This is a genomic window from Schlegelella aquatica (assembly GCF_026013905.1).
In the GTDB taxonomy this organism is placed as follows: domain Bacteria; phylum Pseudomonadota; class Gammaproteobacteria; order Burkholderiales; family Burkholderiaceae_C; genus Caldimonas; species Caldimonas aquatica.
Window position 1 is genome coordinate 960,530 of sequence record NZ_CP110257.1, and the last position, 17,624, is coordinate 978,153.

Consider the following 17,624-nt stretch of genomic DNA (forward strand, 5'->3'; position numbering starts at 1 on the left):
CCCGCTCGGCCGCCGGCTTTGTTCCCTTCGTCCCCTATCACTCATCAAAACACTGATCAGGAGAGTTGAATGACGCGTTCGCAAGCGCCAGAGATGACGCAGTTGCAGGACCAGGTGGCGCTGGTCACAGGGGCCGGGCGAGGGCTCGGGGCGGAGATCGCTCACGCGCTCGCCGATGCGGGATGCCGCGTGGCCGTGGCCGATCTGGACCGCGGGCTGGCCGAGCGCGTGGCCGGCGAGATCGACAAGGCCGGCGGACACGCCTTGCCGCTCGTGCTCGATGTGGCCGACGCGGCCGCGGCGCGCCAGGCAGTGGAGCAGACCGTCTCGCACTTCGGCTCGCTCGACATCCTCATCAACAACGCGGGCACCGACGTCACCAAGCCGATCGACGAGCTGGCCCTCGAGGAATGGGACCGCGTGCTCGCCACCAACCTGCGTGGACCGTTCGTGCTGTGCAAGGTGGCGCTGGAGGCCCTCAAGCGCGGCGACCGCGGACGCGGCGGGCAGATCGTGAACGTCGCCTCCACGGCCGCCAAACGCTGCTGGCCGAACGCCAGCGCCTACCACGCCAGCAAGTGGGGGCTCGTCGGGCTGTCGCACGCGCTGCATGCCGAGTTGCGGCCGCATGGCGTGCGCGTCTCGACGCTGGTGGCTGGCGGCATGCGCACGCCCTTCCTGCTCGACCGCTTCCCGGGCATCGACGAGACGAAGCTGCAGGACCCGGCCAATGTCGCGCTGGCCGTGCGCTTCCTGCTCACGATGCCGCGTGAGTCGGTCATTCCCGAACTCATGGTGCTGCCCGTGCAGGAGACTTCATGGCCCTGACCCTCGGCATGCGCGCCAGCGGTCGGCACCCGGCCGTCTTCGTGGACAAGGACGGCACGGTCGTCGAGAACGTGCCGTACAACGTCGATCCGGCGCTGGTGAGCTTCACCCCCGGTGCGATCGAGGGCCTGCAACTGTTGGCCGACGCCGGTTTCCGGCTGGTGATGATCACCAACCAGCCCGGCGTGGGGCTGGGGCTCTTCGACGAGGCCGCGTTGGTGCGCTTGCAGCGCTGGCTCACCGACCGGCTGGCCGAGCGCGGCATTCCGCTGGAGGGCTTCTACGCATGCACGCACGCGCCGGGGTTGGATGCCTCGCGTCCGCCCTGTGCGTGCCGCAAACCGGCGCCCGGGCTGTTGCTGCAGGCCGCCGAGGACCTCGATCTCGACCTCGCCCGCTCGTGGATGGTGGGCGACATCCTCGACGACATCGAGGCCGGGCGCCGTGCGGGGTGCCGCACGGTGATGCTGGATGTCGGCAACGAGACCGTGTGGCGCACCTCGCAGTGGCGCGTGCCGCACCATCGCGCCGCCGACTTCTGGGAAGCCGCCTGCCACATCGTCGAGCACTCCGGCGTGGATGCACGCGCCCCTGACGTCGGGAGGCTTGCGCATGACGCGGCAGCCCGAGGCTGAGGCCCAGCGGATGCGGCGCTGGCGGCGCGCGAGGCGGGTGCTCGCGGTGCGCTTGGACAACCTCGGCGATCTCCTGATGACCACACCGGCCATCGCCGCGCTGCGCGAGGGCCTGCCGGACGATGCGCGCATCACCCTGTTGTGCTCGCGCGCCACGAGCCAGGCACTGCCGCACCTGCCCGACGTGAACGACGCGATCGTCTATGACGCGCCATGGGTCAAGGGCGAGGGTGGGCACCGCCCACCCCGGCAGGACCACGAACTGATCGGGCAGCTGGCCGCGCGCGGGTTCGACGCCGCGGTGATCTTCACCGTCTACACCCAAAGCGCGCTGCCTGCGGCGTTGATCTGCCGGCTGGCCGGCATCCCCCTTCGGCTGGCGCACTGCCGCGAGAACCCATACGACCTCCTGACCGACTGGGTGCCGGACCCCGAGCCCGCCAGCGGCATCCGCCACGAGGTGGAACGGCAGCTGGCACTGGTCGCGCGGCTGGGGTTTCGGACCGAGGACGCGCGGCTGCGCTTTCGCACCCGGGCCCTCGACGAGGCGAGCCTGGACGAGCGCCTGCACGAACTCGGCGTGGACCGCGGCCAGCCTTACGTGGTGGTGCATCCCGGTGCGACGGCCTCCTCGCGCCGCTATCCCGCCGAGCGCTTCGGCATGGCGGCCGATGCCATTGCCCACGCGACGGGCGCCGCGATCCTCTACACCGGCTCGGGCGCCGAGGAGGAGCTGGTGCGCAGGGCCCAGGCGTCGATGCGGCGGCCCTCGTACAGCCTGGCGGGGCGGCTCGGCCTGGGCGAGTTCGCGGTGCTGTTGCGCGATGCGCGCCTCTTGGTGTCGAACAACAGCGGGCCGGTGCACCTGGCGGCGGCGCTCGCCACGCCGGTGGTCGACCTGTACGCGCTCACCAACCCGCAGCACACGCCCTGGCAGGTGCCCTCGCGGGTGCTCAACCACGACGTGCCCTGCCGCAACTGCCTCAAGAGCGTGTGTCCCCAGGGCCACCACGACTGCCTGCTCAAGGTCGAGCCCGAGGCGGTGGTGCGTGCCGCGCTGGAGCTTTACGGCCTGCGCGACAGCGTCGCGCCTTGTCCCGCGTTCTCGACCGATCGGCTCTCGCAGCCCGCCTACGCATGATCACACTCGGTATCAACGCCGCTTTTCACGACAGCTCGGCCGCTCTCGTCGTCGACGGACGTGTGGTGGCCGCAGCCGAAGACGAGCGCTTCACCCGCATCAAGCACGGCAAGCGGCCGGTGCCCTTCACGGCCTGGGAGCTGCCGTTCCACGCGATCGACTACTGCCTGCAGGAGGCGGGGGTGACCCTGGCCGACGTGGACCACGTGGCCTACAGCTACGATCCCGCGCGCTTCATCCGCGACCGCCTGCCCGAGGGGCGCATCGAGTTGCCGCTGGAGCCCTCGGCCCATGCGGCGGGCCCCTGGGAGAACGTGTGGGACCCGCTCTTCGCGAGCTACGTCCTCAATGCCCCGCGCCAGCTCGCCAGCGGCGCGCCTCACCACCTGAAGGCTCGGTTCCGGGGCGTCCAGCACGACGGCCCGTTCCAGTGGCATCACGTGGAGCACCACCAGTGCCACCAGGCGAGTGCCTTTCTCGCCGCCCCGTACGAACGCTGCGCTGTGATGACGCTGGACGGGCGGGGCGAGGAGGCGACCACGACCTACGGCGTATGGAGCGGGGAGCGGTACGAGTCGCTCGGTGAGGTGACGATGCCGCACTCCCTGGGCCTGCTGTACGAGCGCATCACCTCGCACCTGGGCTTCCTGCATTCGAGCGACGAGTACAAGGTGATGGCGCTGGCCGCCCTGGGCCGGCCGGTCTATGCCGACGCGTTCCGCGAGCTGGTGCGGCCGCGCGGGCAGGGCCGCTACGAAGTGCTGCCCTTCGACGCACCCGCCCTGTTCGGGCCACCGCGGCAACGCGGCGAGCCCTTGGAGCAGCGGCACTTCGACATCACGGCGTCGTTGCAGACGGTGCTCGAAGAGACGGTGATCGAGCTGGCGCGCTGGCTGCGACGCGCGAGCGGGGAGCGCTACCTGGCGATGGCGGGGGGTGTGGCCCTCAACTGCGTGATGAACGCGAAGCTGCGGGATGCGGGGGTGTTCGACGGCGTGTGGGTTCAACCGGCGGCGGGCGATGCCGGCACCGCCCTCGGCGCGGCGCTGTGGATCGACTGGCAGCAACGCAGCGCTGGGGCCGCACGGCCCGCGCCGCGCGAGTGGGTGATGGAACATGCCTACTGGGGGCCGCAGTTCTCCGACGACGAGATCGAGCGGTTGCTGCGCTGGGCCAAGCTGCCGTACCGCCGGCTGGACGACGTGCCGCGGCAGACCGCGCAGCTGCTGGCGGCCGATCGCATCGTGGGGTGGTTCCAGGGGCGCATGGAGTTCGGTCCCCGCGCGCTGGGGGCCCGCTCGATCCTGGCCTCGCCGCTGGATGGCGCCATGCAGGCGCGGCTGAACGAACTCAAGGACCGCGAGGACTTCAGACCGGTCGCTCCCGTGGTCCCGGAAGATGACCTGGCGCAGTGGTTCATGCCGGCGCATGCCAACCACGGCCAGTCCCCGTTCATGCTGTTCGTCTACGACGTGCGGCCCGAGCAGGCGTCGCGCATTCCCGCGGTGTGCCACGCCGACCGCACGGCGCGCGTGCAGACGGTGCGACGCGACACCCACCCGTGCTACTACGACACGCTCAAGGCCTTCGGTGCGCTCACCGGGGTGCCGGTGCTCGTCAACACGTCGTTCAACGTGCGCGGCGAGCCCATCGTGTGCACGCCGCGCGATGCGCTCAACGCCTTCTTCAGCACCCCGCTCGACGCCCTGGTAATCGGCTCGTTCCTCGTGGAGAAGCGCTCATGAGTCGGCAAGCCACCGTGATGGATCGCCCGCCCGCAGACGACTTGCGCCAGCCCGCCGACGAACCGCTGGCGCGCACACGCGAGCAGCAAGCGCCCGCACCCGGCAAAGGGCCCGAGGCCGAGCAGCGCCGTCGCCCGCACGTCGAGCACGGCGGACTCGCCGGTCGGCGCGCGGCCTTGGCAGTGGTCAAGGTCTCCGTGGTGATTCCGACCTGCGGCCGGCCCCAGTTGCTGCTGCGATGCCTCAATGCGCTGGTGGAGCAAAGCCTCTCGCCCGACGACTACGAGATCGTCGTGGTCGACGACGGCCACCACGACGAGACGGAAACGCTGGTGGCCCGCGTGGCCGAGCAAACGCAAGGGCGTCCGGTCGTCCGCTACCTGAGGCCCGAAGGCACCCGCGGGCCCGCCGCGGCGCGCAACCGGGGATGGCGCGCTGCGCGGGCGGAGTTGATCGCCTTCACCGATGACGACACCATCCCGGACCGCGACTGGCTGCGCTACGGCCTTTTCGCCATGCAGACGGGCGAGCGGCCGGCCATCTGGGGCCGTACCGTCGTGCCGACCCCTCCGGTGCCCACCGACCACGAGAAGAACACGCGCGGGCTCGAGGCCGCGCGTTTCATCACGGCCAACTGCTTCGTGCGCAAGGCGGCTCTCGACGCGGTGGGCGGGTTCGACGAACGCTACCGCAAGGCCTGGCGAGAGGACGCCGACCTGTACTTCGCGTTGATGGAGCGCTACGGCGAGATCGACCAGGTCAGCGCGGCGGTCGTCGTGCATCCCGTGCGCGAGGCGCCGTGGGGGGTGAGCCTCAAACAGCAGTCCAACGTGTACTACGACGCGCTGCTCTACAAGAAGTACCCGCGCCTGTACCGCGAGCGCATCCGGCCGGTGCCGCCGTTGCGCTACTACGCCATCGTCGGCTCGACCTTCCTGGGCGTGGTGTGCGCCGTCTTCGGTGAGTGGGCCTGGGCGGGAGCCGCGTGGGCGGCGAGCGCGGTGCTCATCGGCAGCTTCGCCTGGCAGCGGCTGCGCGACACCTCGCGCGCGCCACGGCACGTGGCCGAGATGATCGTCACCTCTGCGGCGATCCCTTTCCTCTCCATTTACTGGCGGGTGCGGGGAGCCTTCCATTTCCGCACCCCCTTCGTGTGACGGAGCCCGCGCGTGAACGAGGCCGCCCCGAACGAGAGCACCCTGGCACCCCCGTTGCCGAGGTTCGCCCAGATCGAGCCCAGCAGCACGTGCAACCTTGCGTGCCGCATGTGCACGGTCAACCATCGGCCCGACGCCGGACCGATGCTGTCGATGGAGGACTTCGTGCACCTGCTGGACCAGCTGCCGGGGTTGGAGCAACTGCATCTGCAGGGGCTGGGCGAGCCGATGCGCAATCCTCGCTTCTTCGACATGGTGAGCCTGGCGGCCTCGCGCGGCATCCGTGTCACGGCCAACACCAACCTCACGTTGCTCACTCCCGAGCGGGCCGAGCGTTGCGTGACCAGCGGCTTGCACACCTTGTCGGTGTCCGTCGATGCGGCCGAGCGCGCACCGTACGAGGACATCCGCCGCAAGGCTTCGTTCGACAAGGTCGTTCGCAACCTTCATCGGCTCGCGCAGGCGAGGCGGCGCCACCGCAGCGCCCTGCAAGTCCGCTTGGTGATGGTGCTCATGCGACACAACCTCGACCAGCTCCTGCCTCTAGGGAAGGTCTGAACAACTCCGCCCGATTGCGCGACAATGCCTCACCGTGATCGGGGTGAGTGCGATGCAGCTGTCGTTCGGTGATGCCGAGGGTCTGGGGAGCCGCAAGCGCACGCGGCGCGAGGTGTTTTTGGCGGAGATGGAGCAGGTGGTGCCGTGGCAGGCGCTGCTGGGTCTGATCGAGCCGCACTACCCGAAGATGGGCCGTCCCGGTCGCCAGCCCTATCCGTTGGCGACGATGCTGCGCATCCACTTCCTGCAGCAGTGGTATGCGCTCAGCGACCCGGCGATGGAAGAAGCCTTGTACGACACGCCGGTGATGCGCCGCTTCGCGCAGTTGGGCGGGCTTGCCGACATCCCGGACGAGACGACGATCCTCAACTTCCGCCGGCTGTTGGAGACGCACGGGCTGGCCGAGAAGCTCTTCGAGCAGGTCAACGCCCATCTTCAGCGCAAGGGCCTGAGCCTGCGCAGTGGCACGATCGTGGATGCCACGATCATCAGTGCGCCGAGCTCGACCAAGAACAAGGCGGGCGAGCGCGATCCGGCGATGCACCAGACCAAGAAGGGCAACCAGTGGTTCTTCGGGATGAAGGCGCACATCGGCGTGGATGACGCGTCCGGTCTGGTGCACCACGTGGAATGCACGGCGGCGAACGTGGCCGACGTGACGCAGGTGTACAAGCTGCTGCACGGCCGGGAAGACACGGTGTGCGGCGACAGCGGCTACACGGGTGCCGAGAAGCGCGAGGAGCTGCAGGACGTGGACGCCGGATTCCTGATCGCGGAGAAGCCGTCGAAGCTGCGTGCGATGAAGAACGAGCGCGAGCGGCGCTACGCCGAGCGGTGGGAGCGCTACAAGGCCAGTCTGCGGGCGAAGGTGGAGCACCCGTTCCGGGTGATCAAGCGGCAGTTCGGCTACACGAAGGTGCGCTACCGCGGCCTGGCGAAGAACGCGGCGCAGGTGCTGACGCTGTTCGCGCTGTCGAACCTGTGGATGGCGCGCCGGCGTTTGTTGCCGACGACGGGAGCAGTGCGTCCGTAAGGCGGGGAAACCCGCCAAAAACCGCCCTGCACGGGCGAAATCCGGCTCGAAAGCGACGCCAGGCCGGCGCCACGATGCCGCAATCCGGGCGGCAGAGCGGGTTGTTCAGACCTTCCCTAGTGCGGCTCGCGGTGCAGGTCGACGTGCACGAGTTGCTGGTGCAGCGCCTGTCCTCGGACCTCGAGGAGCCCGGGGCGCCGACGCGCTACATCCCCATCCGGGAGTACGTGCGCGAGGCGCAGTTGCGCGAGGTCGACACACCGCATGCGAGCGAGGTGTTCGCGCAGGCGTGCCGGCTGGCCGCGGCGCTCGGTGTGCGCTTGCATCTGCCCCGGCTCACGCCGCCGGCCGAGGCGCCCGGCTGCCGCTGGCCCTGGGAGCAGCTCTACCTGACCGCCTCGGGCGAGATGCTGCCTTGCTGCATGGTCGCCACGCCCGATCGGGCACGCTTCGGCAACGCGCTGCGAGACGGCCTGCTTGCCGTCTGGCACGGGCAGGCCGCGCGGCGCTTCCGGGCCCAGCTCGCCAGCGGCCGCCCGCCGTCGGTGTGCCGGCACTGCGCGCTCTACCAGGGTGCGTTCTGAGGGGATGATCGATCATGAAGCCGCCCTTGCCACTGGCCCAAGCCTTGCACTGCGAGCCGGGCGAGGTGGTGCGCATCGGCGTCTTTCGCGCCTTGATGCTTGGCGACCTGTTATGCGCGATACCGGCCTGGCGGGCCCTGAAGAATGCCTGCCCGCATTCGGTGGTCACGCTCATCGGGTTGCCCTGGGCGCGGGCCTTGGCCGAGCGCCTGTCGTGCATCGACGATTTCGTCGCGTTTCCCGGCCATCCGTTCCTGCCCGAGGCCAGTGCAGACTTGCCCGCCTGGCCGGGCTTTCTCGCCCAGGTGCAAGAGCGGCGCTTCGATCTGCTGCTGCAGATGCACGGCAGCGGCACCTTGAGCAACGCGCTGGTCTCGCTCTTCGGTGCCCGCAGGCTGGTGGCCTTCCATCCGCCCGGCGAGCCTGCGCCGCCGGGAGTCGATGTGGCGGTGGCGTGGCCGCAGGCGGGCCACGAGACCGAGCGCTTGATGCGGCTGGTGCGCGCGCTCGGCATCAGCGGGGCAGAGGGGGCGGAGGAGTTCCCGCTGCGTGACGAGGACCGCGCCCGCCTTCGCGCCCTCTGGCCGGCGGGTCAAACCGTCGGACGGTACGTGGTGCTCCACCCCGGCGCGCAGTTGCCGTCGCGCCGTTGGCCGGCCGAGCGGTTCGCTCAGGTCGGCGATGTGCTGGCGGCGCGGGGCCTGTCGGTCGTCGTCACGGGAACGGCCGCCGAGCGCGAGCTGGCACGCGAAGTGGTGGCACGCATGCACCGTCCGGCCCTCGACCTGTGCGGTCTCACCGGGCTGTGGGAGCTCGGGGCATTGCTCGAAGGCGCCGCCTTGCTCGTGAGCAACGACACCGGGGTCGCCCACGTGGCCGCCGCACTCGGGACGCCGCGCGTGGTCGTGAGCTGCGGCGGCGACGTGTACCGCTGGCAGCGCCCGGCGCCCGAGGCCCGGGTGCTGTGGCACGACGTGCCGTGCCGGCCTTGCGCCTACCGCCAATGCCCGATCGCGCACCCCTGCGCGCGGGCCGTCACCGCCGAACTGGTGGCCGAGGCCGCGCTCGATCTGATCGAAGCCCCTGCGAGGCCCGAAGGCGGCCTCGCCCCCGGCTCCACGCCCTGGCGTGGCGAGGCGGTGCGTCTCGCCGGGCGCCATCTCTCATAGAACCACCCATGCACACCTCGCGACCTCTGAGAATCCTCACCTGGCACGTCCACGGCAACTACCTGTACTACCTGACGCAGGTGCCGCACGAGTTCTACCTCGTGGTCGACGATGAGCGGTCCGTCCACCACACGGGCCGCAGCGGCACGCTGCCGTGGGGCGACAACGTGCACGAGGCGAGCGTCGACCGCATCCGTGACATGCCGTTCGACATCATCCTGTTCCAGTCGAAGCACGCGTGGGTGGAGGAGCAGCACCGGGTACTGAGCGCCGCCCAGCGGCGCCTGCCGCGCATCTACCTCGAGCACGACCCGCCGCAGGAGCATCCCACCGGCACCCGCCATTGGGTGCAGGACCCGAACGTGCTGCTCGTGCATTGCACGCCGTTCAATGCCCTCATGTGGGACAGCGGCACGACGCCGACGAGGGTGATCGAGCACGGCGTGAAGCTGATGAACGATGCGCGATACCGCGGCACCAAGGCCGAGGGCATCGTGGTGGTGAACAATCTCGCCAAGCGCGGTCGCCGGCTGGGGCTCGATGTGTACCGACAGATGCGGCAGGAGGTCCCGCTCGCACTGGTGGGGATGGGCGCCGACGAACTGGCCGGTGAGGGCGGGCTCGGCGAAGTGGAGAACCGGCGCTTGGCCGAGTTCGTGGCCGACTACCGGTTCTTCTTCAACCCGATCCGCTACACGAGCCTGGGGTTGGCGATCATCGAAGCGATGATGGTCGGCCTGCCGGTGGTGGGTTTGGCCACCACCGAGCTGGTGACGGTGATCCGCAACGGCGAGAACGGCTTCGTCGACACCCGGCTGGACCGCTTGGCCGAGGCGATGAAGCACCTGCTCGCGCACCCCGAGGAGGCCCGGCGCCTGGGCGAGGCCGCGCGACGCACCGCGCTGGAGCGGTTCGGCATCGAGCGCTTCGTGCGCGACTGGATGGACGCGTTCGCGCTCGTCACCTCCTGAAGCGGCAGGGCAGGGCGTGGCCCGCACCCCGCCGCCTGCCTCGTCAGGCCGACTTCAACGCGTACACCGCCGCCGAGTCGCTCGCCGCCGTCCACGAGCCCGGGGTCGGGTAGGTCCCGGGCAGCAGGATGCTGCGGTCCACCTGCTCGATGCGCGTGCGCCCGCAGAAGGCCATGGTCAGGTCCAGCTCGCGCTGGATGATCTCCAGGCAGCGCGTCACGCCGGCTTCGCCCATCGCCCCCAGGCCATAGAGGAACGGCCGGCCGATCAGTGTGCCGCGCGCGCCCAGCGCCACCGCCTTCAGCACGTCCTGGCCCGAACGGATGCCGCCGTCCATCCACACCTCGATGCGTGAGCCCACCGCCTGCACGATCTCGGGCAAGGCGCGGATGGACGAAGGCGCGCCGTCGAGCTGCCGGCCCCCGTGGTTGGACACCACCAGCGCGTCGGCGCCGCTGTCGGCCGCCAGCCGCGCGTCCTCCACGTCCAGGATGCCCTTGAGGATCAGCTTGCCGCCCCAGCGCTTCTTGATCCACTCCACATCGCCCCAGTTCAAGCGGGGATCGAACTGCTCGGCCGTCCAGCTCGACAGCGACGACAGATCCCCCACGCCCTTGGCATGGCCCACGATGTTGCCGAACGTGCGGCGGCGCGTGCCGAGCATGCCCAGGCACCACCGCGGCTTGGTCGCCAGGTTGACGAGGTTGCGCAGCGTCGGCTTCGGCGGGGCCGACAGCCCGTTCTTGATGTCCTTGTGCCGCTGGCCGAGGATCTGCAGGTCCAGCGTGAGCATCAGCGCCGAGCAGCCCGCGGCTTTGGCACGGTCGATCAGCCGCTCGATGAAGTCGCGGTCACGCATCACGTACAGCTGGAACCAGAACGGCCGCGTGGTGTGCGCGGCGACGTCCTCGATCGAGCAGATGCTCATCGTCGAGAGCGTGAACGGCACGCCGAACTTCTCCGCCGCGCGGGCCGCGAGGATCTCGCCGTCGGCATGCTGCATCCCCGTCAGGCCCGTCGGCGCCAGCGCCACCGGCATGGCCACGTCCTCACCGATCATCGTCGTACGGGTGCTGCGGCCTTCCATGTTCACGGCCACGCGCTGTCGCAGCAGGATCGAATGGAAGTCGCTCTCGTTCGCCCGGTAGGTGCTCTCGGTCCACGAGCCCGAGTCGGCATAGTCGTAGAACATGCGCGGAACGCGCTTCTTCGCGAGCACTCGCAGGTCTTCGATGCAGGTGATGGGTGCGCTCATCGTGTCTCGGTCTGGTGATTCGGAGGGCGGGCGTCGCGGCGCCCTCCTCAGGCCGGGCGGCCCCTTCGCCACGCAGGCGCGAGCCGGGGGGCGCCCGGACACGGGGATCGTAGGACGAATCGCCGCCCGTGTGCCGGAAAACTCTTCAGGCCCGCCCCGAAAGCCATTCCGCCGCCCGGCGCTCCACCTCGGCGCACACCCCTTGCAGCCAGGCCGCGAAGCCCGCGGCCGCCCCTTGGGGCACAGCCGGCACCAGGTAGTACGCGTGGGCCGCTGGCACGGTGAGCGCAAAAAGCGGCACCAGCGTGCCCGAGGTGAGCCAGTGGTGCGCCAGGCTCGGCCGGGCCAAGGCCACACCCTGACCGCTCACCGCGGCCTCCAGCAGCAAGCCCAGGTCGACGAACTTCGGCCCTTGTTGGGGCTCGGGCCAGTCCAGTCCCGCGGCGCGGAACCACGGCGTCCACGGGTCCAGCGGCGTGCGCAGCAGCGGCGCGTGGCGCAGGTCGGCCGGCGCGCGCACGGCCGGCAAGCGGTCGAGCAGGGCGGGCGAGGCCACCGGCACGAGCCGGTCGTGCATCAGCGCCGAGCTGCCCGCCGCGCCGGGGTCGCCGTGCCGCACCTCCAGGTCGGCCTCGCTCCAGCGGGCCTCCAGGTACGGAATGCTCAGCACGAGCTCCAGTTCCACCTCGGGGTGGGCGCGGGTGTAGGCCTCCAGGTGCGGCACCAGGATCTGCCGGGCGAAGGTGGGCGGCGCGCACACGCGCAGGCGCTGCGGGCCCGAGGCGGCGCGCCGGTGCAAGGGCACGGCGGCCAGCACGCCCAGCGCAGTGCGCACCTGCTCGAGGTACTCCCGTCCCTGCGGCGTGAGCTGCAAGCCCTTGCCCTGCCGCATCAAGAGTTGCGTGTGCAGCAGCTCTTCCAACGTGGCGACGCGCTTGCTCACGGCGCTGGCCGTCACGTGCAACTCCTCGGCGGCCCGCTCGAAGCTGCCGAGCCGGGCCACGGCCTCGAAGGCGCGCAGGCCGTCGAGCGAGGGCAGGCGCAAGTCGGCGTGGGTCATGCCGCAATGGTAGGCCAGCGCTGGGCGGGCGGCTTCAGAACAAGGGCAGGGTGTAGGGCGCGCTCGGCTCCGCGGCGACGGGTGGACCCGGGCGGGCCACCTCCTCCTTGCGGCGCAGGCCGCCCACGCGCACACCGAGCAGGCGCAGACGCCGGTCCAGCGTGACGCGCTTGAGGCACTGCCCTGCGGCGTGGCGGATGAGGCGCGCGTCGTCGGTGGGCGAGGGCAGGCTCTGGTCGCGCGTGACGGTGCGGAAGTCGTCGAACCGCAGCTTGATGCCGATCGTGCGGCCCACGTAGCCCTTGCGCGCCAGGTCGGCGGCCACCTGCTCGCACAGCCGTGTGAAGAGGGCGCCGAGTTGCTCGCGGTCGGCGCGCGGGTGCAAGTCGCGTTCGAAGGTGGTTTCGCGGCTCATGGACTTGGGCTCGCTGTGCGTGACCACCGGCCGGTCGTCGCGCCCGTGCGCCGCCTCGTGGAGCCAGGCGCCGTAACTCGGCCCGAAATGCTCCACCAGCCACTGCCGCTCGCAGGCGGCCAGTTCGCCGATGGTGCGGATGCCCAGCGCCTCCAGCCGCGCGTTGGCCTTGGGCCCGATGCCGTTGATGCGCCGCGCGGGCAGCGGCCAGATCCGCGCGGGGATGTCCGCCTCGGTGAGCACCGTCAGGCCATCGGGCTTGTCCAGATCCGAGCACAGCTTGGACAGCAGCTTGTTGGGCGTGACACCGATCGAGCAGGTGAGCCCCGTGGCTCGCCGCACGTTCTCCTTGATCGCCCGGGCCACCGCCCGCACCCCGCCCAGCGGATCACCCCCCACGGCGTCCTGAGCCCCGGGCACGTCGGTGAGGTCCATGTAGATCTCGTCGATGCCGCGGTCCTCGATCTGCGGCGCGATCTCGGCCACCGCCGCCTTGAAGAGCCGCGAGTAGCGCCGGTACTCGTCGAAGTCGGTCGGCAGCAAAATGGCCTGCGGCGCCAGAGCGGCGGCCTTCATGAGACCCATGCCGGAATGAACGCCCAGGGCCCGGGCCTCATAGGTAGCGGTCGTGACGACACCCCGCCCCGCGTACTCGGCCAGGCGAGCGTAGCGGCGGGTGCCATCGGCCAGCAGCGCGGGCTGATGACGGCGGCCACCGCCGATCACCACCGGCTGACCACGCAGGTCCGGGTAGCGCAGCAGCTCCACGGACGCATAGAAGGCGTCCATGTCGAGGTGGGCGATGTAGCGGGGCATGGGTGGGGCCGTCGTGCCGGCAAGGCAGTATGCCCCGGCGTCAGGGGCCCAGCAGCGCATCCAGCTGCGGCGGTTCGCGTGAGTGGAACCGACGCTTCTGCGGCAAGGTCGTCTCGGGTATCTTGGCGGCGAAGAAGAGTCGGAGGTGCTTGTTGTGCTGTGTCCCGGCCGAGCACTTAACCCCTCCTTCGAGCGGCCCCCCGCCGGCAAGCCGGTGTCTGCGGCCCCAGGAATCGAGCCCCAAACACGCTGGGTGGATTGGTGGCCAACTTGCGCCACTCAGTCGCACACTCACTTCCGCATACAGCTCATGCCGAAGGAAGATGACGTCATCGCCTTCGAGCTCCAGAACGACAGGGGATTCATACCGTAATCTCTCAGCCAGCTCCGCCTGTTGGTCAAGAACTTATTCACATCTAAAGGAGAGTAGCTCACCTCTGCAGACTCAGAGGCGCATGCGGTATAACAGGTCCTTCGACACGGACACGCAGCGGCATCGCGCCGCGAGTGTGTTGGTGAGCGTACGCTTCTCGACGCAATGCCACTGCGTGCCGGTCAACTCCGACGTTAGGCCGCACAAGGCCGCCACGGAGGTCTCGTATGACTCGTGATATGGAATTCGAGATGACATTTCGCCTGATCTTCGGAGACCGGGCGAAGTGCATCGAAGGCCAGCAGCAGATTGCAAAGTCACGAGTTATGTGGCTCCGCAAGGCGCTTAGCAAGATCGAGTCAGAACTAGCTGCGCTTGACACTACTGAGCGCCACAAGCAAATGCTGCTGGGCGAATTGGAAGCCGCCAGAGAAGCGGTTGACGCGAGGCAAGAAGTTCAGTGGTCCCTTGTTTACAGCCTCTTGCGGCTTGTCGGCAGGCTGCTCGGGTATGACTTTGTTCGGGGAGCAAAGTGCCACACCGCGACGTACTGGCAGACCGTGCCCCAAAACCTCAACTCTGTGGTGTTCCAGGGCGGCGACATCATGCAGGACTACTACGACAAGAAGAACGCGATCGCAATACGAAGGGAGGTTGTCGCGCACCTCAAGAAGCAAGGTCTTTCTGACTATCGAGTCGCGCTCGTGTTGAACACCACTGAGCACGAGATCAAGAAGTTGAAGAATGAGCCAATTGGTGAAGCGAGTGCAGCCTAACCCCTCCTTCGAGCGGACGTCTTCGAGCTGGCTTCGCGAGCCCGAAGCCGCCAAAAGGCGAAGGTCTAGGGAAGGTCTGCACAAATCCGCCCCCGCCGTGCTTGGCAAGAGCATGAGCTGCTGAGACCATATCGCCCATGAAGCAACACAGCCTGGGCCTGGGGATGACGGCCAAGCGCACGCGGCGGCGCGAGTTTCTGGAAGAGATGGAACGCGTGGTGCCCTGGGCCGAGCTGGTGGCGCTGGTGTCGCCCTACCTGCCCGAGGGCCGGCGCGGACGCCCGCCGTTTGCCCCGGAGACCATGCTGCGCATCCGCTTCATGCAGCAGTGGTTCAACCTGAGCGACCCGGCCATGGAGGAGGCGCTGCACGACGCGCCGCTGTTTCGCGAGTTTGCCGGACTGGAAGGCTGGGACGAACAGCTGCCCGACGAGAGCACCATCCTCAGGTTCCGCCACGTGCTCGAACAGCACCAGCTGGCCGCCCAGATCCTGAAGACCGTCAACGACCTGCTGGGCGCCAAGGGGCTGCTGCTCAGGAGCGGCACGGTGGTGGATGCCACGCTGATCGCCGCCCCGAGCTCCACCAAGAACACCTCGGGGCAGCGTGATCCCGAGATGAAGCAAAGCCGCAAGGGCCAGCAGTGGTACTTCGGCATGAAGTGCCACATCGGCGTGGATGCCGACTCGGGCCTGGTGTACACCGTGCGCGGCACCGGCGGGCACGTCAACGACGTGGTCGAGGCCGCCAGCCTGCTGCATGGGCACGAGCGCGACGTGTTTGCCGATGCGGGCTACCAGGGCGCGGGCAAACGAGCCGACGCCCCGCCCGGAGTGCCGTGGCACATCGCCATGAAGCCGGGCCAGCGGCGGGCCTTGGACAAGACCGATCCCATCGAAGGGCTGACCGAGCAACTCGAGCGGCTGAAGGCGCGCATCCGGGCCAAGGTGGAGCATCCCTTCCGGGTGGTCAAGCGCCAGTTCGGGCATGTGAAGGTGCGCTACCGGGGCCTGGCCAAGAACACGGCGCAGCTGCACACGCTGTTTGCGCTGGCCAACCTGTGGCTGGCGCGCCGCCAACTCCTGGGAGCCGGGGCATGAGTGCGCCCGAAATGGGCCTGCGGGGCCGCCACGGCCGCCGAATCGGCGGGAGTGTTGGCGCATTGGGGCCGAAGCAGGCATCGCAGACATTCGATTTCGAGTCACTCGGGGCGCAAGCACGCTTCAGGGGGCTTTGTGCAGACCTTCCTTAACGAAGGTGTTAGGTCCCAGTTGATCCATCACATGTTCAAGAAGACCTGCTCGTCTTGTCACTACTTCATACGGTTGCACTACCCCGAGCGTGCCGCGCCCTTCTCGCTTGAAGTGCCCCGCGAAGCCCGTCGGCGTGCGGCAGCCGGCGATCTGTCTTGGCAGCGCGAAAGCGAGTCTCTGGCTTGTCACCGCGGAATCTGGGACGAAGGGGTAGGTTGTTCTGAATCGTCAAAGATCGAACAGGTGTCCAAGTTGAACCGTCGGGGCCGGTGCTACTACCTTCCGTACCAGCCTGGCATGCTGCTCCCAGCGGCGGAGAAGCTGCAGGCCGAACGCGCGAGCCAATCACGGGAGCTTCAGAGGTGGCGCATTGCGGTGTACAGTCTGGTAATTGCCATTGCTGGTCTTGCCGCCAAGCTCTTCATCGGGGGTGGGGACTAACACCTCCATCGAGCGGACGTTCTCCGGCAAGCTTCGCTTGCCTGCGCCCACCGATATGTCCAACGTTAGGTGCCACAGGGGAGTCCGGCCTCCCGTTTCGCATACCTCTTAAATGCCGTCGGACCGAAGCTTGCAAAGCACTGTGTGGTAACACGGTCAGAACAGTGCCTCTGGGACTCCTGGTGTACGCAGCTCGAAACCAGCATGCTCACTTCACCGACTGCTCACCGAAGGCGTCGCGCGCAGCCGGCTGTGAAGGTTCAATAGGGTGTTTCGGGTGTTCACCCGGTGAGGTTTTGAGAGACTGGAGATCGCCAAACCACCAGTCAACTGCGAAACCAGAACCGGATGAACACCCATAAGAATGCCCGATTGACGTACCTTCGTCGCGTGGAGCTTGTCCAAGACATGATCGAAAGAGGTTTGTCGCCAGCCGAGGCCGGCGACAAGCACGGCGCCAGTGCGGTCACTGCTCGCAAGTGGCGTGCTCGCTTCCTGGCCGGCGGCGCCCCGGCTGTGCTGGAAAAATCCTCACGCCCAGCCCGCTCGCCAAGGGCGATCGACCGCGCTGATTGGCCGGCGAGACTACGACTCGTGTATCTCGCGGCTATGCAAGCAACGCTTCCGGCAGGAGCTGAGGTCGTCAACGACGTCTAACAGGTCATTCGAGGCGGACACGCAGTGGAATTGCGCCGCGAGGCCACTGCGTGCCCGTCCCCTGAGGCGCTTTGCACCGACGCGCCGTGCCGAACCCGCGGGCCGCGTCAATCCGCGAAGGAAGGTGCCGGCGGCTGCGATCCCCCCGATGCCGTGTGCGGCGCATCCTCGCGCACGTAGTAGTCGCCGAGGCCGGCCTGCTCGGCGTGGCGGCGTGCGCGCACCGGGTTGACGTGTTCGAGTTTGACGTCCTCTTCGTAGGCGTAGAGCACCACGGCTTCGCCGTTGGCCAGGTGCAGCATCACGTCGCCGTTGACCAGGGGCTCGGCCATCACGATGGTTTGGCCTTCGAGCCGTTCGCACATCAGGCGGCGGCGCAGGTTGCGCTCGCGCTGCAATCGCAGCTCCTCGGTGCGGCGGTGCGGCTCCAGTTCTGAGACGGCAAGCTCCAGCAGCGTATCGAGCTCGTCGGTCCAGTCCCGCAGGGCGTCGCGGCGCAGGCCGGCAGGAGCTTGCGCGAAAGCGGTTTCCACCTCGACCCGGCCGATCCCGGATTCCCAATCTACCTTCAGCGTCGCCGCGGTGCTGCTGATGCGCTCCATGCTTCTTGCTTTCCTTCGTCGTGTCGATATTGGCGCGATGAGAGGCAGTCTAGGGGCGTGGTGCGGCAGCGATCCCGCGATCAACCCCGGCCGGCCGGGGCACTTCCTCGCTTTCCGCGTCTTGCGATGCGCACCGTTCTTGCCCGGGTCTCGGC

17 protein-coding genes and 1 pseudogene are annotated in these 17,624 nt (G+C 68.7%); 14 read left to right on the forward strand and 4 right to left on the reverse strand.

Annotated features, from left to right (window positions below):
- Positions 1-69: 69 nt before the first annotated feature.
- The 10 genes from OMP39_RS04320 (at position 70) to OMP39_RS04365 (ending at position 9,821) form a co-directional block, all read left to right on the forward strand.
- Positions 70-828 (forward strand): SDR family oxidoreductase, encoded by a 759-nt coding sequence (locus tag OMP39_RS04320; RefSeq protein WP_264893566.1) that lies wholly within the window; start codon positions 70-72, stop codon positions 826-828.
- Positions 819-1,463, forward strand: a complete 645-nt coding sequence (locus OMP39_RS04325) for a D-glycero-alpha-D-manno-heptose-1,7-bisphosphate 7-phosphatase (RefSeq protein WP_264893567.1) — start codon at positions 819-821, stop codon at positions 1,461-1,463. The genes OMP39_RS04320 and OMP39_RS04325 overlap by 10 nt, the downstream gene beginning before the upstream one ends.
- On the forward strand, positions 1,441-2,604 hold the full coding sequence (locus OMP39_RS04330; RefSeq protein ID WP_264893568.1) for a glycosyltransferase family 9 protein: 1,164 nt from the start codon (positions 1,441-1,443) through the stop codon (positions 2,602-2,604). The genes OMP39_RS04325 and OMP39_RS04330 overlap by 23 nt, the downstream gene beginning before the upstream one ends.
- Complete coding sequence (locus OMP39_RS04335; protein WP_264893569.1) at positions 2,601-4,349, forward strand: carbamoyltransferase family protein; 1,749 nt, start codon at positions 2,601-2,603, stop codon at positions 4,347-4,349. Before OMP39_RS04330 ends, OMP39_RS04335 begins: the two co-directional genes overlap by 4 nt.
- Positions 4,346-5,506 carry a glycosyltransferase family 2 protein gene (locus OMP39_RS04340; protein ID WP_264893570.1) on the forward strand — a complete coding sequence of 387 codons (1,161 nt, stop codon included), beginning with the start codon at positions 4,346-4,348 and terminating at the stop codon, positions 5,504-5,506. Before OMP39_RS04335 ends, OMP39_RS04340 begins: the two co-directional genes overlap by 4 nt.
- A gap of 12 nt (positions 5,507-5,518) precedes the next feature.
- Complete coding sequence (locus OMP39_RS04345) at positions 5,519-6,064, forward strand: radical SAM protein (protein WP_264893571.1); 546 nt, start codon at positions 5,519-5,521, stop codon at positions 6,062-6,064.
- Between the two features lie 52 nt (positions 6,065-6,116).
- Complete coding sequence (locus tag OMP39_RS04350) at positions 6,117-7,097, forward strand: IS5 family transposase (RefSeq protein WP_028915768.1); 981 nt, start codon at positions 6,117-6,119, stop codon at positions 7,095-7,097.
- Positions 7,098-7,198: 101 nt separating this feature from the next.
- Entirely contained in the window at positions 7,199-7,681 is a 483-nt protein-coding gene (locus tag OMP39_RS04355; RefSeq protein WP_264893572.1) for an SPASM domain-containing protein, read from the forward strand.
- Positions 7,682-7,695: 14 nt separating this feature from the next.
- A complete protein-coding gene (locus OMP39_RS04360) occupies positions 7,696-8,850 on the forward strand; it encodes a glycosyltransferase family 9 protein (RefSeq protein WP_264893573.1) in 1,155 nt (384 codons plus the stop codon).
- A gap of 8 nt (positions 8,851-8,858) precedes the next feature.
- Positions 8,859-9,821, forward strand: coding sequence for a glycosyltransferase family 4 protein (locus OMP39_RS04365; protein WP_264893574.1), 963 nt, complete (start codon positions 8,859-8,861; stop codon positions 9,819-9,821).
- A gap of 43 nt (positions 9,822-9,864) precedes the next feature.
- Here the strand turns inward: OMP39_RS04365 and OMP39_RS04370 are convergent, their stop codons facing one another.
- The 3 genes from OMP39_RS04370 to dinB all read right to left on the reverse strand — a co-directional run bounded on the left by OMP39_RS04370 (position 9,865) and on the right by dinB (position 13,367).
- On the reverse strand, positions 9,865-11,076 hold the full coding sequence (locus OMP39_RS04370; protein WP_264893575.1) for an alpha-hydroxy acid oxidase: 1,212 nt from the start codon (positions 11,074-11,076) through the stop codon (positions 9,865-9,867).
- Positions 11,077-11,221: 145 nt separating this feature from the next.
- Positions 11,222-12,136: a LysR substrate-binding domain-containing protein gene (locus OMP39_RS04375; RefSeq protein WP_264893576.1), complete on the reverse strand. Its 915-nt coding sequence runs from the start codon at positions 12,134-12,136 to the stop codon at positions 11,222-11,224.
- Positions 12,137-12,170: 34 nt separating this feature from the next.
- Positions 12,171-13,367 (reverse strand): DNA polymerase IV, encoded by a 1,197-nt coding sequence (dinB, locus tag OMP39_RS04380; protein ID WP_264893577.1) that lies wholly within the window; start codon positions 13,365-13,367, stop codon positions 12,171-12,173.
- 612 nt (positions 13,368-13,979) lie between these two features.
- Between dinB and OMP39_RS04385 the strand changes: the two genes are divergently transcribed.
- From OMP39_RS04385 to OMP39_RS04400, 4 genes and pseudogenes are all read left to right on the forward strand, one after another.
- Complete coding sequence (locus tag OMP39_RS04385; RefSeq protein ID WP_264893578.1) at positions 13,980-14,516, forward strand: hypothetical protein; 537 nt, start codon at positions 13,980-13,982, stop codon at positions 14,514-14,516.
- A gap of 137 nt (positions 14,517-14,653) precedes the next feature.
- A complete protein-coding gene (locus OMP39_RS04390; RefSeq protein ID WP_264893579.1) occupies positions 14,654-15,616 on the forward strand; it encodes an IS5 family transposase in 963 nt (320 codons plus the stop codon).
- Between the two features lie 183 nt (positions 15,617-15,799).
- Complete coding sequence (locus OMP39_RS04395) at positions 15,800-16,210, forward strand: hypothetical protein (RefSeq protein ID WP_264893580.1); 411 nt, start codon at positions 15,800-15,802, stop codon at positions 16,208-16,210.
- Positions 16,211-16,558: 348 nt separating this feature from the next.
- A pseudogene (locus OMP39_RS04400) lies at positions 16,559-16,771 on the forward strand (leucine zipper domain-containing protein); the annotation flags it as partial.
- A gap of 203 nt (positions 16,772-16,974) precedes the next feature.
- Here the strand turns inward: OMP39_RS04400 and OMP39_RS04405 are convergent.
- Positions 16,975-17,469 carry a hypothetical protein gene (locus tag OMP39_RS04405; protein ID WP_264893581.1) on the reverse strand — a complete coding sequence of 165 codons (495 nt, stop codon included), beginning with the start codon at positions 17,467-17,469 and terminating at the stop codon, positions 16,975-16,977.
- Between the last annotated feature and the right edge of the window lie 155 nt (positions 17,470-17,624).

Coding starts and splice junctions, on each gene's coding strand:
- OMP39_RS04320 (WP_264893566.1), top strand. CDS start 70: ATGACGCGTTCGCAAGCGCCAGAGATGACGCAGTTGCAGGACCAGGTG.
- OMP39_RS04325 (WP_264893567.1), top strand. CDS start 819: ATGGCCCTGACCCTCGGCATGCGCGCCAGCGGTCGGCACCCGGCCGTC.
- OMP39_RS04330 (WP_264893568.1), top strand. CDS start 1,441: ATGACGCGGCAGCCCGAGGCTGAGGCCCAGCGGATGCGGCGCTGGCGG.
- OMP39_RS04335 (WP_264893569.1), top strand. CDS start 2,601: ATGATCACACTCGGTATCAACGCCGCTTTTCACGACAGCTCGGCCGCT.
- OMP39_RS04340 (WP_264893570.1), top strand. CDS start 4,346: ATGAGTCGGCAAGCCACCGTGATGGATCGCCCGCCCGCAGACGACTTG.
- OMP39_RS04350 (WP_028915768.1), top strand. CDS start 6,117: ATGCAGCTGTCGTTCGGTGATGCCGAGGGTCTGGGGAGCCGCAAGCGC.
- OMP39_RS04360 (WP_264893573.1), top strand. CDS start 7,696: ATGAAGCCGCCCTTGCCACTGGCCCAAGCCTTGCACTGCGAGCCGGGC.
- OMP39_RS04365 (WP_264893574.1), top strand. CDS start 8,859: ATGCACACCTCGCGACCTCTGAGAATCCTCACCTGGCACGTCCACGGC.
- OMP39_RS04370 (WP_264893575.1), bottom strand. CDS start 11,076: ATGAGCGCACCCATCACCTGCATCGAAGACCTGCGAGTGCTCGCGAAG.
- OMP39_RS04375 (WP_264893576.1), bottom strand. CDS start 12,136: ATGACCCACGCCGACTTGCGCCTGCCCTCGCTCGACGGCCTGCGCGCC.
- dinB (WP_264893577.1), bottom strand. CDS start 13,367: ATGCCCCGCTACATCGCCCACCTCGACATGGACGCCTTCTATGCGTCC.
- OMP39_RS04385 (WP_264893578.1), top strand. CDS start 13,980: ATGGAATTCGAGATGACATTTCGCCTGATCTTCGGAGACCGGGCGAAG.
- OMP39_RS04390 (WP_264893579.1), top strand. CDS start 14,654: ATGAAGCAACACAGCCTGGGCCTGGGGATGACGGCCAAGCGCACGCGG.
- OMP39_RS04395 (WP_264893580.1), top strand. CDS start 15,800: ATGTTCAAGAAGACCTGCTCGTCTTGTCACTACTTCATACGGTTGCAC.
- OMP39_RS04405 (WP_264893581.1), bottom strand. CDS start 17,469: ATGGAGCGCATCAGCAGCACCGCGGCGACGCTGAAGGTAGATTGGGAA.